The 14,266-nt window shown below is 43.8% G+C and carries 14 protein-coding genes; 8 read left to right on the top strand and 6 right to left on the bottom strand.

Features of this window, described 5'->3' with window-relative positions:
- Nucleotides 1–2: 2 nt before the first annotated feature.
- Nucleotides 3–818: an energy transducer TonB gene (locus FTW16_RS09950; RefSeq protein WP_146490921.1), complete on the bottom strand. Its 816-nt coding sequence runs from the start codon at nt 816–818 to the stop codon at nt 3–5.
- Nucleotides 819–979: 161 nt separating this feature from the next.
- On the opposite strand from FTW16_RS09950, the gene hutW reads away from it, so the two are divergent.
- The 4 genes from hutW to FTW16_RS09930 all read left to right on the top strand — a co-directional run bounded on the left by hutW (nt 980) and on the right by FTW16_RS09930 (nt 4,350).
- The gene (gene hutW / locus FTW16_RS09945; RefSeq protein ID WP_146490920.1) at nt 980–2,389 is read left to right on the top strand and encodes a heme anaerobic degradation radical SAM methyltransferase ChuW/HutW; all 1,410 of its coding nucleotides are present in this window, start codon (nt 980–982) and stop codon (nt 2,387–2,389) included.
- A 33-nt stretch (nt 2,390–2,422) separates the two neighbouring features.
- Entirely contained in the window at nt 2,423–2,944 is a 522-nt protein-coding gene (hutX, locus tag FTW16_RS09940) for a heme utilization cystosolic carrier protein HutX (RefSeq protein ID WP_146490919.1), read from the top strand.
- Nucleotides 2,945–3,099: 155 nt separating this feature from the next.
- Complete coding sequence (gene hutZ, locus FTW16_RS09935) at nt 3,100–3,630, top strand: heme utilization protein HutZ (protein ID WP_060469343.1); 531 nt, start codon at nt 3,100–3,102, stop codon at nt 3,628–3,630.
- A 162-nt stretch (nt 3,631–3,792) separates the two neighbouring features.
- Entirely contained in the window at nt 3,793–4,350 is a 558-nt protein-coding gene (locus tag FTW16_RS09930; RefSeq protein WP_146490918.1) for an ATP:cob(I)alamin adenosyltransferase, read from the top strand.
- Nucleotides 4,351–4,422: 72 nt separating this feature from the next.
- Here FTW16_RS09930 and FTW16_RS09925 read toward each other — a convergent pair whose 3' ends face one another.
- Nucleotides 4,423–5,337 (bottom strand): chemotaxis protein, encoded by a 915-nt coding sequence (locus tag FTW16_RS09925; protein ID WP_048662365.1) that lies wholly within the window; start codon nt 5,335–5,337, stop codon nt 4,423–4,425.
- A gap of 281 nt (nt 5,338–5,618) precedes the next feature.
- Between FTW16_RS09925 and ppiC the strand changes: the two genes are divergently transcribed.
- On the top strand, nt 5,619–5,900 hold the full coding sequence (gene ppiC / locus FTW16_RS09920; RefSeq protein WP_258185064.1) for a peptidylprolyl isomerase PpiC: 282 nt from the start codon (nt 5,619–5,621) through the stop codon (nt 5,898–5,900).
- Nucleotides 5,901–6,183: 283 nt separating this feature from the next.
- Entirely contained in the window at nt 6,184–7,578 is a 1,395-nt protein-coding gene (locus FTW16_RS09915; RefSeq protein ID WP_146490917.1) for an alpha-amylase family glycosyl hydrolase, read from the top strand.
- Nucleotides 7,579–7,696: 118 nt separating this feature from the next.
- On the opposite strand, the gene FTW16_RS09910 is transcribed toward FTW16_RS09915, so the two are convergent.
- The 4 genes from FTW16_RS09910 to FTW16_RS09895 all read right to left on the bottom strand — a co-directional run bounded on the left by FTW16_RS09910 (nt 7,697) and on the right by FTW16_RS09895 (nt 12,908).
- On the bottom strand, nt 7,697–9,568 hold the full coding sequence (locus FTW16_RS09910; RefSeq protein WP_146490916.1) for a methyl-accepting chemotaxis protein: 1,872 nt from the start codon (nt 9,566–9,568) through the stop codon (nt 7,697–7,699).
- Nucleotides 9,569–10,000: 432 nt separating this feature from the next.
- Nucleotides 10,001–11,371: a YjiH family protein gene (locus tag FTW16_RS09905; protein ID WP_146490915.1), complete on the bottom strand. Its 1,371-nt coding sequence runs from the start codon at nt 11,369–11,371 to the stop codon at nt 10,001–10,003.
- Nucleotides 11,372–11,600: 229 nt separating this feature from the next.
- Nucleotides 11,601–12,275 (bottom strand): YoaK family protein, encoded by a 675-nt coding sequence (locus FTW16_RS09900; protein WP_146490914.1) that lies wholly within the window; start codon nt 12,273–12,275, stop codon nt 11,601–11,603.
- 150 nt (nt 12,276–12,425) lie between these two features.
- Nucleotides 12,426–12,908, bottom strand: a complete 483-nt coding sequence (locus FTW16_RS09895; RefSeq protein WP_179947237.1) for a GFA family protein — start codon at nt 12,906–12,908, stop codon at nt 12,426–12,428.
- 32 nt (nt 12,909–12,940) lie between these two features.
- On the opposite strand from FTW16_RS09895, the gene FTW16_RS09890 reads away from it, so the two are divergent.
- Entirely contained in the window at nt 12,941–13,594 is a 654-nt protein-coding gene (locus FTW16_RS09890) for a hypothetical protein (protein ID WP_146490913.1), read from the top strand.
- A gap of 124 nt (nt 13,595–13,718) precedes the next feature.
- Nucleotides 13,719–14,018 (top strand): isoamylase early set domain-containing protein, encoded by a 300-nt coding sequence (locus FTW16_RS09885; RefSeq protein ID WP_009845720.1) that lies wholly within the window; start codon nt 13,719–13,721, stop codon nt 14,016–14,018.
- Nucleotides 14,019–14,266 lie beyond the last annotated feature (248 nt).

Below are 14,266 nucleotides of genomic sequence, written 5' to 3'. Positions count from 1 at the left end.
GATTAATCCAACCTAAAACGAACAGGTATTTGTACACGGTGAGCAATCGCTCGACCATTGACAGTGTGAGGTGAGAATTTCCATTGTTTAATGGCTTCTAAAGCGGCGTTATCGAGCATTAGTGCGCCTGATGAATTTACTAATGCTTGTTTAATTTGTTTGCCTTCAGCGTCTAGCCAGATCTCATAAGTCGCGACACCTTCAACGCCACGACGTCTTGCTTGGCGAGGGTAATTCGGTGGGGTAGGGCGCGCAGAGAACGAAGGTTTAGTGACCAAAACTGGCTCTTGGTTTGACACGCCTTGGTTTACTTCCTGAGGTTGGTTCGCAGACTCGTCCATATTCTTATCGATTTTCTTGTTGGCCAGTTTCTCTGGTTGAGTGGCTGGTTTGGACTTTGGTTCTGGTTTTAGGTCTGGACGCTCTTTCTCAACCACCTTTCTCTCAGTCACTGGTTTCTTTTGAACCGGCTTTTTCTCGACAACCTTCTTCTCAATAACTTTTTTCTCAACTTTCTTTGGTTGAGGTTTATTGGTGATCGCTTTTTTCTTTGGGGTTGGCTTAGCTTGCTTTGGCTCAACCGTTTTTGGTTCGGCTTGTGAGACGGTTTCTTTTATTGGCTCAGGTTCAACTAGCTCTGTGATTGTTTTTTGCTGAGCTTGTGAAGGAACGCTCTTAGGAGTGAAGTTGATCGATACCGTGTTCGATTGGCTACCTGCAGGCATCGCAAATACTTTGGATTCTTGAGCGACAAACAACAACGCTGCATGAATCACTAACGATGCACCGCCTGCAATAACATATCTAGGAACGTTCACAATCAATCCTTTACCAAATCAAAATTCTGTATCGGATTATTGCTTAGAATCTAAATAAGATCAATTATCAATTGCATTATCATTTGCGTGTATTTATGATTCTCTCAGTTTTTAGCGAATAGTCTTCCAGGCTTTGCTATGTAAGTGTTTAGAGAGATTATATGAGTCTTGATATTTATAAATTTGACGAATCAATCTTGGGTGTTTCTAGCCCTGATCCGCTTCGTTTTGCGTTTGCGAAAAAGCATTCTGCCCACGCCGGAGGAAGTTCAATTCCGGTCGACCCCAGTAAGAAGTTAGAGCTCTTTGATGAATTGATGCTAAGCGAAGGGAAAAAACAGGATAAGCGTTGCTTGTATATCCACATTCCTTTCTGTCGGGTGCGCTGTACGTTCTGTAATTTCTTCCAAAATGCCGCAAGCCGTAAATTAGTAGATGAGTATTTCGATGCACTGATGGTCGAGTTGAAGCAAAAAGCCAAAACGCCTTGGGCTCAGTCTGGACTATTTCACGCCGTTTATATTGGTGGCGGAACGCCCACCGATTTGTCTCCTCAACAAGTTGAGCAGCTGGGTAAAGCGATTCGTCAATATTTCCCACTAGCAAACGATGTTGAGATGACATTGGAAGGACGCATCAATCGATTTGGCGACGAGATGTTTGATCGTGCGCTTGAAGGTGGCTTCAATCGTTTCTCATTCGGTATTCAAAGTTTCAATACTCAAGTTCGACGTAGTGCTAAGCGCCTAGATGACCGAGAGGTTGTGCTAGAACGCATCAGTTCACTGAGTCGTACCGAGCAAGCGCCAATCGTTCTTGATCTGTTATACGGATTACCACACCAATCTATGGAAGTGTTCCAACAAGATTTAGAAGACTACATGTCTACTGGTGCACACGGTATCGACCTCTACCAACTGATTGTTGCGGGCAATGCACCTATGCTTAATCTCGTTGAGAAAGGAAAAATCCCACCACCGGCCAATACGTCAGATAAGGCGAGCATGTACCTGGCGGGTGTTGAATTCATGGCTAAGCACAAGGTTAAACAGCTGAGCGTGAATCACTGGACTCGCGATAACCGCGAACGCAGCATTTACAACAGCTTAGCGAAAACTTATGCCGAGGTGCTTCCAATTGGTTGTGGTGCTGGTGGCAACATTGGCGGCCACGGTGTGATGCAACATCGAACTTTAGACAGCTACATGGAGTCTATAAAACAAGGTCAGTTGCCGATTGCCATGATGACGAAGCAAAGCTCATTAGAGCCAATCTTCTCGACATTAAAGGCAGGCTTTGATTCTGGTGTTGTTAGAAGAAGTACGTTAGCGAGCTTTATGGGACATGACACGTTCGACTACCTAAAGCCTTTGTTCGCGCATTGGGAAAAGAACGGTTTAGTTGAGCTTTCGGAAGATTACCTGAGCCTGACTATAGCTGGCAGCTTTTGGGCGGTAAGCCTAGCACAGAGTGTAATTCAGGTGCTTAACGCTGAATATCAAGCAATGCACCCAGCGCCAAAAGCGCCAGGTTCGGGCGTTCACCCCCATGCAAGCTTGAAGCACGCTTAATATCGAATTTTTAGTTTATACGGAACATATTCAATGACAGATACAACATTAGAAATGACAGAAACTCTAGAACAACGCGTAGCTCGCATTCTAGAAGAAGAGCCAAAACTACTGCCGACAGCAATTGCTGAGAAGCTAGGTGTTTCAGAGGTTGAAGTGGTTGCTGCTTTTCCAAACGACATGACGGTAATGCTAGATGGCAGCCGTGCTCAAGAAATTCTAGAAGGTTTAGTTGGTTGGGGCCCTGTGACCACTATCGTGCATTCATTTGGTTCTATCTTTGAAGTAAAAGCACCATTCCCGAAAGGTAAAGTAGCGCGTGGTTACTACAACCTGATGGGCAAAGAGGGCGAGCTTCATGGCCACCTAAAACTTGATAACGTTAAACATATCGGTTTGGTGAGCAAAGCGTTCATGGGGCGTGAAAGTCATTACTTCGGCTTTTTCAGTGAAACGGGCGAGAACATTTTTAAGATTTACCTAGGCCGCAACGAAAAGCGTGAGCTTATTGCCGACCAAGTAGAACGCTTCAAAGCGCTAAAAGAACAAGCTTAAGTACAGTCAATAGCAAATAATCAGCAGCAATCTTACATAGGGTTGCCAACTAGCTTAAGCAAGACATCAATGCTCGAGGATCGTTTAGTTCGCTAATGATCGTTCAACCTCGGGCAAAAATAATAAATCAGAGAAAGTGAAGAAAGGAATTACCCATGGAACAGCAAGTAAAACAAGAACGTCTACAAGGTCGCCTAGGTCCAGAAATTAAAGAGTTTCGCCAAGAGCGCCGTACCCTTCAACTTGCAACGGTTGACGAAGAAGGTCGCCCGAACGTAAGTTACGCACCTTTCGTTCAGAACCAAGAAGGTTACTTTGTTCTAATTTCTGATATTGCTCGTCATGCCCGTAACTTGAAAGCGAACCCTCAAGTCTCTTTGATGATGATTGAAGATGAAGAGAGTTCGAAGCAGCTTTACGCACGTAAGCGTTTAACGTTTGATGCTCAAGCAAGTGTTGTAGCGCGTGAAACAGAACTTTGGACTCAAGTGATTGGCCAGATGCAAGAGCGTTTTGGCGAGATCATCGATGGTTTGAGCCAGCTTCAAGATTTCTCACTATTCAACCTTAAAGCAGAGAACGGACTGTTCGTGAAAGGTTTTGGTCAAGCATATCAAGTGTCAGGCGACGATTTGGTGGATTTCGTTCACCTACAAGAAGGCCACAAAAAAGTGTCTAACGAATAATTTCGTTTAATCGATTTCTTTAGGAGCCCTCCAATGTGAGGGCTTTTTGCTATCTCATTATCAAGCAGGGAAACTGCGGGTCTTTGAGCTAATAAACTCAGACTCAATCAAAGAGTTTGGTATATTGGCGTCTGATTAATATTTATGTGTAAGGATCGATACGTGAAACCAGTAAGTCGAGATTGGGACGAGTTCTGCTACCCGTTTATTTATGAAGACAGTCCTGTCTGTGATTTTGAGATTCTGTCGGACGAGCTTTGCTGCCGAGTTGGATTGGTTCTTTCATTGGAATTGGAACCACAAGTTCGCGAGATCCTGCAACGCCTACAACCGAACATCTATCATTTAAATGGTTCAGTACGTGGGAAATTAGCGATCACTGAATCCGAACTGGTCGAGCTCAAGCAAGATTATCATCACATTCGCGATCAGCTAGAAGGTGGTTTCAAAGGGTTTGTTTTACCTGGTGGGAACCGAGTGTCGAGCGAACTTCACTTGTGTCGTTGTCAGGCTAAAAAGGTCGTGCGAGCACTGGTCAGTATTGAACATCATGAAAGCAAAAAGTCGCCAGACCCGATTCTTTTTAAATACGCTAACTTAGTTGCGAATACACTCTATGCCTTGGCGTCTTATACCAATCACGTCAAAAAGGTTGAGGAAGTGGAGTTCGTGAGTAAGAGCTATTCCATGCCAAAGAGCCCAATGCCGAAAAAGTCTTAACCGAGCGTTAGATGATTTGGCATGTAGGAAGCTAAACCAAAGTGACAGGTGGTTTAGCTTTTAAGACAGGGTTTAAGCAGCCGTGGAGGCGTCGTTTAAGACTTTTGCGCCGCGTAGCATGGCTTCGATTAACTCACCCGCATTGAACTTCTCAAGCGCTTCATGTGCCCCCACCTGATTGGCACGGTCAACACAGATCTCACTGGATAGTGATGTGTGCAAAATACAGTAAGCGTGACTTAGAGCACTGTCGTTCTGCACTTCAAATGCAAGCTCATAACCATCTAATCCCGGCATCTCGATATCACTCACGAGGAGATCAATGGCATTGCCAGCACTGGCTTGGCGTCGCATTAGGTCAATGGCATCTAAGCCGTTGTTACAAATGCTGTAAGGGATGTTGATGCTGTCTAAGGCATCAGATAACTGTTTACGCGCAATCAAAGAGTCATCCACCAGTAAGATGTTCAACGCTTTGAGGCGCTCTCTCTCTACATCGGTCAGCATCGGGATATGCGCATTCTCATAATCTGGGTAGATCTTAGAAAGCAGCAGTTCCACGTCGAGCATTTGTACAATACGGTCTTCAAAGCGTGTAATTCCCGTTACAAAGACATTGCGACCCACACTGGTGGGTGGAGATTCAATACTCTTCCAGTCACATTCAATAATTTTATCAATCGAACGAACCAAGAACGCCACAACTGTTCTTAAACAGTCGGTGACGATAAGTACACAATCTTGGTATTCAGCGGGTGTTATCGGGCGGAAGCCAATCGCAGCGGACATATCAATGACTGGAACCGTAAGGTCGCGGATAGTCACCGTACCAATCACGTGATGATGGGAGTAGGGGATCTGAGTCATCGGTTGAAAAGGGACGATTTCTCTGACCTTAAGTGTGCCAATCGCAAAACTTTGAGTAAGGGATAACTTGAACATCAACATTCCCTGTGACTGACTCGCTTTACTGATCGGTTTGGCCATAAGTGGCTCCTACTTAATACGCGCTTAATTTATAAGGATTAATTTAAAGGGAAATGGAAGCCGCAGCAAGTCGCGATGCGGTTTTTAATGGCCTTTAAGGCAGTTGTTTTCGGTTATAGAGTGAAGAATAGCTGTTCTTGGGTTAAAATCACGCTAAACGCTGGCTGTCGATGAATTTATTTCGATAAGTCGCTAGCGGCAAACAGATTTACAACAGTCAGTTCATTAGCGATGTTCTAAGCAACCGTCGTAAGTAAACTGGCAGCAACAAACTGAGAATTATCATGGCAAGAACAGCAGCAGCGCTTCATATTTTGGTGAAGCATAAAGAACTAGCAGAAGACATCATGACGCAGCTTAAAAAGGGCGCTAAATTTCAAACGCTAGCAAAGAAACATTCAACCTGTCCATCTGGTAAAAAGGGCGGCGACCTGGGCGAGTTCAAAAAAGGTCAAATGGTGCCTCAGTTTGATAAGGTGTGTTTCTCTGGCGAGACGCTTGTACCACATCTTGTAAAAACAAAATTTGGTTGGCATGTGGTTAAAGTTCTTTACAGAACTTAGCAATAAATATGTGATAGATTGAATAAAAGGAGCGTATATACGCTCCTTTTTTGTGACTTTTTTGCGCATTTAAAAGCACAATGGCTGAGTGTTCATCCCAGACGTTATGCGATAATTGGTGCTACGCCCTCAACTATCCACCGTGAGTAATTGGCAGGAGGAGGAGGGTTTTTAATGAGTAACTCATATAATAAATGCCATTCTTGAGGAAATTTATGCAGCTTTGCCTTTTAGCCTTTGTATTTATCTAGAAAGCTGTAAACGAGTTTGGTAGGAGAACAACATGGAGAGTTCAGCTATGTTAAGCAACCCAGCGACGGATGTCATATTGCATGCCTTTGACTGGTGCTACGCTGACGTAATGAAGAACGCCCCACTGATCCAAGAGTTGGGTTATAAATCTGTTTTAGTATCACCGGCGATGAAATCGCTGCGCGGCCCTAAAGGCTACGACCGAGATTCTGGTACTCAATGGTGGCAACGCTATCAGCCACAAGACTATCGTGTGATTGATAATCAATTGGGTGACACGCAAGACTTCACTGCGATGGTGAACACGTTAAAGCAACACGGGCTTCGTACCTATGTAGATGTAGTGTTTAATCACATGGCCAATGAATCGGGCATCCGTGGTGATTTAACGTATCCCAACCAGCAAGACATGGCGTCTTATCAAAAAGAGGCTGACTATTACGAATCCATCCGCTTGTTTGGTGATCTTTCTAAACCATTATTTGATGAAAACGACTTCGTGGAAGCGTTTGGTATCAAGAACTGGAAAGACACATGGGAAGTTCAGAACGGGCGTATTACTGGTGGAGCTAGTGATCCGGGCTTACCAACACTGTTAGACAACGATAATGTGGTTGCACAGCAGCGAGCGTACCTAAAAGCTCTAAAAGCGATTGGTGTGAAAGGTTTTCGTATCGATGCAGCGAAACACATGACACTGTCACACTTGCGTAAGGTGTGGACTGACGATATCTGCGAAGAAATGCACATCTTTGGCGAGATCATTACTGATGGCGGTGCGACGGAAGAAGAGTATGAGCTGTTCCTTGAACCATACCTCAAACACACTCGCTTAGGCGCTTATGATTTCCCGCTGTTCAATACTATCTTCAAAGCGTTTGCGGCGCAGGGTAGTTTTAAATCACTGATCAACCCCTACTGTTTCGGTCAAGCACTATCGAACATGCGAGCCATCACGTTTGCGGTAACCCATGATATTCCGAACAACGAGGTGTTTCTGGAGCATGTGATGGATGAAGTCGATGAGCGATTGGCTCATGCTTTCATTCTTGGTCGAGATGGCGGTGTGCCGCTTGTTTACAGTGAGCTGAGCACCAGTGGTATTCTGGATCAGAACGGCCAGCCTCGCTGGCTTAATGACTGGCAAGCGCCTTACATGAAAAACATGATTCAATTCCATAACCATGTTCATGGCGAAGCGATGCGTGTGGTTGAAGCGAATGATGATTTACTGGTGTTTGTCCGTGGTGATAAAGGCATTGTGGTGATCAACAAGTCGAAACGAAGCAAAACAGCCTCATTAAATTGGACTGGCGCAGTGACCGATTTGTTGTCTGGAGAGGTGTTCGACTGTGTTGGTAAGGACTTAACCATTAAGGTTGAGCCTAACCAGTGCATGATGCTGACGACCACGAGTTACGTCTAATCGGTTAGAAAGAAAAGATTGAAAAGAAAGCCCCGTTACTGACAATCAGTAAGCGGGGCTTTTAATGTGAAACTATTTATTCTTTACTAAACAGAGTGTTAGTTAAACGGTAAGGCGGTTAAACCGTAAACTTGTTCAGTAGCTCGTCTTGTTGGCGAACATTGTCCGTTTGTACCTGCATTGCTGTGTTCGCTTCTTGAGCCGCGTTTGATACTTGTGTTGAAAGGTCTTTGATCTTAACAGTGTTGTTGTTGATCTCTTCCGCTACCAAGCTCTGCTCTTCTGCTGCTGAAGCAATCTGAATGTTCATATCAGAGATGCGCTGAATCGCGTCACGGATACGGTCAAGTGAAGAGTTTGCTTGCTGAGCACGTTCAACAGCGTCAGTAGCAGTGTCTTTACTTTGGTTCATCGCGTTCGATACTGAGCTTGCCCCCGCTTGGAGCTGCTCAATCATGTTGCGGATTTCAGTGGTTGACTCTTGAGTACGTTGCGCCAGAGTTCGAACTTCGTCGGCAACGACTGCGAAACCACGACCAGATTCACCAGCACGCGCCGCTTCAATCGCTGCGTTCAATGCGAGTAGGTTAGTCTGGTCTGCAATATCGTTGATTACTTTAAGAATCGTTTCGATGTTTGCGGTTGCTGATTCAAGTACTTGTACTTCAGCAACGGCTTGGTCGATGCGCTCAGATAGGTTATCAATCGCTTGAGTAGTATCACTAACTACAGAAGTGCCGTCTAGTGTTGCTTCGTCTGCTTCACGAGCAGCAGCTGCCGCACCTTGAGCGTTGTTTGCGACTTCTGTTGCGGTAACCGCCATCTCGTTCATTGCTGTTGCTAACTGTTCAAGCTCTTGCAACTGGGTATTCATTGCGTTCGCTGATTCGCCCGCACCTTTCACTGTGATTTCAGTGCCACGTTTAATCTCAACACCAATCGCTTTCGATTGAATGATCTGATTTTGCAGGTTTTCGGTAAAGGTGTTGAAGCCTTTCGCTAGGTCAGAGAACTCTTTGTCTGTGTTGGTATCTAGACGCTTAGTTAGGTCTCCTTGTCCGCTCGCTACATCTTGAATCGCTTGGTTAAGCGCATCCAGTGGGCGCATCAATACGCGGATAAGAACTGTTAGAGCAATGATGCTGAGAATAACCGCAATCAACGAGTAGATCATTGAGCTGTTTTTCAAATCTTCAACGGTTTGGTAAGCGATTTCTTCATCAAGGATTGCGCCTATGTACCAATCTTCACTTGGGATGTGAGTGAAGTTCACTAGGAACATTTTGCCGTCGACCTCAATTTCTTGAGAGCCTTCACGAATGCTTGCTTGTGGCATGTAGCTTGAAAGCATTTCGCCATTGTTTTTCGCATTAGGGTGAGCAATCGTTGTGCCGTCGGCTGTCACTAGGAATAAGTAACCCGCATCAAACAAGTTCACTTGGTTGACCAAGGTTGCAAGGTTCGTCAATTCTAGGTCGTAGAACATACCCGCAGTGAAACGACCGTTGTCTTTAACGGGTGTGCCCACTGATATGATGACTTTCTTACTTGATGCATCCACATAAGGAGCAGTCACAACTAAACTGTTTTTGGATTTAGCATCAATGTACCAAGGACGAATTCGAGGGTCGTAATCTGGACCCGCTTCCCAGCCGTCATCATTTTCAATAACGAAACCGTTGGCTTCATAACCAAAACCAACCGCTAGGAAGCTATTTTTAAGTTTTGGCTTTTCTAAGATTTCTTTTACGTATGTACGATCTTGAGGGTTGATCTCGATGACTTCAGTCGTCGATTGAGCCAACGCTTTCTTGGCGTTCATCTCTGATTCGACGGTATTCTTAACGCCAGAAACCATTTCTTTCAGGCTCGCATTGACGTGGTTTTCTACAGCGCTTCTTACGGTGTAAAGTTGTTGTATTGAAAGCAATGATACTGTCACTAGCAGCAAGGCTGATGATGCAGCAACCACCTTATGGCTAAATTTCATTGAGTTTTCCCCTTCTCACAGGCTTTGCGAAGACTAAAGTTAATCGTGTTTTTGTAATTATATATATCGACTAGATTGAAAATTACTTGAATGTAAATTCACAAAATAGACTACAAAAATACAACAACCCACACAATGCAAAATTCAATTAATTACATATTTGCTACTTTTGTTTTTTTGTTCAATGAGTTGGGGAATGAGCCTAGACGGAGTTTAAGGGGGAATTAAGAATGTATTAATTGAGTGCTTATGCGCTAAGTTTTCTATTAAAAAGAGGAAGGGTGAATAAAAGATATGAAATTAAATGATATGCAGAACTAATGTGTCGATTACACTTTAAATAACAATGTGTATATATTTCGTGCAAATAAAAAGCCCCACAAAAGTGAGGCTTATAATTATATCTGCTTACTTATATAAGTAGCATCTAATTTAGAATATTAGGTGAGCTACACCAGCGATAACTGGAAGCGTAATTAGAGTACGCAGAATAAAGATAATAAACAGTTCCAAGATGTTCACTGGGATCTTACTGCCTAGAAGCAGAGCGCCTACTTCAGACATGTAAATCAGCTGAGTTACTGACATTGCTGCAATAACAAAGCGAGTCATCTCGTTGTCGATAGAAGCGGCAAGAATCGCAGGAATGAACATATCCGCAAAACCAACAACGATGGTTTCAGATGCAGCAACGGCTTCAGGTACACCAAGTAGCTCTAGGAATGGGATGAAAGGCTGACCTAGGATTGAGAACACAGATGTGTATTCCGCAATAACTAGCGCCATTGTACCTAGACCCATAACAACAGGTAGTACACCAAATACCATATCGACTGCGTTACGAACGCCTTCACCAAATACAGACTTAGCCGACTTCACTTGAGATGCTTTATTTACCGCTAGCTCAAGACCCCAAGAGAAGGTTGAGTGACCCGCAGGGATTGCGTCAGCGTCTTTGTGAGGCTTGCTGCCATCAATGAAGGTGTCTTTCTTCATGCTTAGTGGCGGAAGGCGAGGGATGATTACCGCAGCCACAATACCCGCCAGACAGATTGCTGCGTAGAAAGGTAGGAATAGGTGCTCTAGTTCTACTTGAGCAATAACCACAAGACTGAACGTGATAGATACTGCAGAGAAAGTCGTACCAACAACCGCAGCCTCACGTTGAGTGTAGAATTTCTTTTCGTACTGTTTGCTTGTAAGAAGGATACCAACGCTGCCGTCACCCAACCAAGAAGCCATACAGTCGATAGCACTACGACCAGGTAGATTGAATATTGGACGCATTACTTTGCTTAGCAAGGTACCGAACAGTTCTAACAAACCGAAGTTAAGCAGCAGTGGCAGTAGTAAGCCAGCAAAAATAAATACTGAGAACAGTGTCGGAAGCAGACCTTCTAGAACTAAACCACCGGTGTTTTCTTCCCAGATAAACTCAGGGCCGACTTGGAAGAAAGCCATGAATGCTGCAGCACCACCAATCATACGAACCAGCAGCCATAATGGAGATGGGTTGAAAAGGCCGTTTAGAAATGAATTCGATGTAATGAATGCAGGCTTGAAAATGGTACTTAAAATGGAAGCTACAGACATGAAGGCAACGATTGCCGTGATAATAGCAACTAGAGACTCACCGAAAACCGCTTGAATTGATTTGGCTAGAATAGCAACAGGGATCGTTAGATCACCTTGGTAGCTGATTGGAGCCATGAAAAGGAACAAACCAATCAGAGATGGGATTAAGAAAACCCAGAAACTGCCTTTAGATTTCTCTGGTTGAGCAGTATTCGTGTTGTTAGACATGTTAATTGTTCTCGTATTTCTACATGTAAAAAAGCCACATCCTTGGCGTTTTTATTCTCTAAATATCCGTATTTTCTCACTGGCTGCAAGATTACCCAGTATTGATAGTGCATGCAATACTATTCATCAAATATCGCTAACTATTCACACTAGTTGTTCTGCAACTCATTAAGAGTTTAGAATAAAGTGTTGCGGATGTTACGTAGTTTGAGGATATATTGCCAGGTATTTATAAATTGATTGAGGATTCAGTTCGATAGGTCAGGTAGACCCAGTAGCTAAATGCGATAATGAAGGCGAAAGAGGCAGGGAAAGCCAACGCTAAAATTTCAAAGCGCTGAAACAGGCATGCGCCGCTTAAACCACCAAACAGAAAGCCAACCACAATGAACATCAGCAACTTGGCTTTTCGGCGGTCAAAGGGCATCCCCTTTAAGCGTGCGCCAATCATTATCCCAAGATCGGTAATGATCCCGCTCATGTGTGTTGTTCGAATGATTGCACCGCTGTAAGTGGTGATCATCGCATTCTGCAAACCACACGCGGCTGAAGCGAAATACTGGCCTGAAGTGTAGCCTTGCAACAGTGCCCATAGTGCCAAGAACAGTAATCCACCTTCTATACATAAAGCAACACCATAACGGCGGCCTAGCTTCAGTGCTTGATTTTCAATAAAGAACCCGCTGAACGCTGCACCGAACATAAAGCTCATGATCACCAACAGGAGATGGACAGAAGCCGAAGTTGGTGTGAGCAGACTACTGCCTAGTAAAGACATGGTGCCCGATATGTGGGAGATTGCTTGGTGTTGGAAACCGAGTAAGCCGATTGCATTAACGCTGCCAGCAAGGCCTGCTAACAGTAAGGCGCCGTATTCAACCCAGCGAGGTAGCTTAGAAATCATGTTGTTCACCCTGGGTTAAAAAGAGGAGCAGATTATAACGCTAGCGAGAAGATACGCTAGCGTTGTGGAGCATTGATATTTGATCTTAGGCAACAGTATTGCAGTTTGTTTTAATGCTGTTGCTTTATAAAGATAAAGGTCAGTAACAAGCTAGTTATAGTGACTCATTTGATGGTCGAATTTGACCCAACCATGTTTCCGTTCTTCGTAGACTGAAAAGCTTGGTAGCGGAAAGTCTTGCTCTTTAAATAATCCGAGCGGGACAATATAAAAATCGGCAGCAGCAACAGATTGTAAGAGCATGGTGGTGCCACATTTAGGGCAAAACTGATAGGTGACTTCATTACCCGTGTCGCTGATGCGTGAGAAAGAGGTCACTTCTCCGCTTAGGGTGACTTGCTCTATTGGGAACCTAGCCTGAACACCGAATACACTTCCGGTGCGTTTCTGACACTCATAGCAATGGCATACAGAGGTTCGTTGAGGTTCACCTCTGCATACTAGGTTGACTGATCCACAGCGGCATTCGCAACTTCTGATATTTCTATCTTTAATATGATTGATATCCATCCATGCTCCACTTCTGGTTAACCCTGTATTGATAATTATACTAAAGCCCTTTATGGTCTGCACAACTGGATGAAAACAAAAGAATATAATTGCTCATGAAAAAGAAAATCTTACCTATTCCTCTGATTTTACTGATTCCAATCGTCATGCTGGTCGTGGTGATACTGGCGGGTGTTTATCGCTTTAGCTTAAGTGACGAAGAGATCTTGGCGAAGTTTCCTTCTTCTCAAGTGACTTATGACCCAGTCGTAGAAACCGTTTTTGATTTGAAGACGACTAACCCATGGACAATTAAAGTACCTGAGACCAACGCGTACGCTTTTATCAATGAATTCGATGAACCTAGAGCTATAGCCTTTGGACGCTATGATTCGGGAGTTGAGCGCGGTGTGGTAACGGTAGACACCAATAACCTTTCAGCTGTCACGTTAGGTAAGGCGAGTTTCTTCGTCGCGCCGATGTGGATATCTAACCAAGGCAGCGGTGTGTTTTATTATCTTGGCCTGTTTAAACATGACCAGCAACGAAGCCGTGTGGTGTTAGTCGACCAACTTTTACTGGGTGATCGTATACAGATTCAGACATTGGAGGTCGCTAAGCAGCCAGATTCGCGATCACAAAATAAACTCACTGGGGAAGGTTTTATCGGCTTTACTCAGCATTCTTCGGAACAATCATTTGCAGAATCCCCTTCTGAAAAGGTGTTAATGAGCTTTTCTTTTGATACGCAATCAATTGGTAAGCAATAACGTTTTCGTTAGTGTAAGGATCTGTTGTTTATGTGAGCCAAATTACATACTATCTTAGGTAGATGAATGAAATTTAGACACACTTTGCTTTGTGTCTGCTTACTTTTACAAATGGAGCTTGCGAATGATTAATAAACGTTTTTTTAAAACGAAAGATGAAGTTGAAGTGACCTTCGAGCTAGAAGCTCAAGAAGCGAACTCGGTATCCATCGTTGCTGACTTTCTTGATTGGAAAGCCACGCCAATGAAAAAACTGGCGAAAGGGAAGGTTTACAAGTTTAAAACTCGCTTACCTAAAGATGGCGAGTTTCAATTTCGCTACCTAGTTGATGACCAACAATGGGTTAACGATGCGAATGCTGATCGTTACATCCCTAACGAGTTTGGTGAAGACAACTGCTTGGTATCGACGGTTAACGCTTAACTTTGGCCTAAATTATCAACTAATTCACTTCGTCTATTAATTAATCGAAACGGAATAACGTAAATCAATCAAAAGCAGATACTAGCCGTTTCTGCTTTTTTATTTTCAAATGTAGCGGTTAATTTTATTTCTCGTTTAATTGCTTCTTCATCTATGGCAACTCAATGACTTAGCCTAAATTGAGCAGATTCATATCATATTATGACAATGCATTGATGATTTATGCGTTTGAAAAGCATATCCTATGC

It is taken from the genome of Vibrio sp. T20, assembly GCF_007858795.1.
In the GTDB taxonomy this organism is placed as follows: Bacteria; Pseudomonadota; Gammaproteobacteria; order Enterobacterales; family Vibrionaceae; genus Vibrio; species Vibrio satsumensis.
The sequence above is the reverse complement of the archived record's forward strand: the minus strand, read 5'-3'. Positions and strand labels throughout refer to the sequence as shown.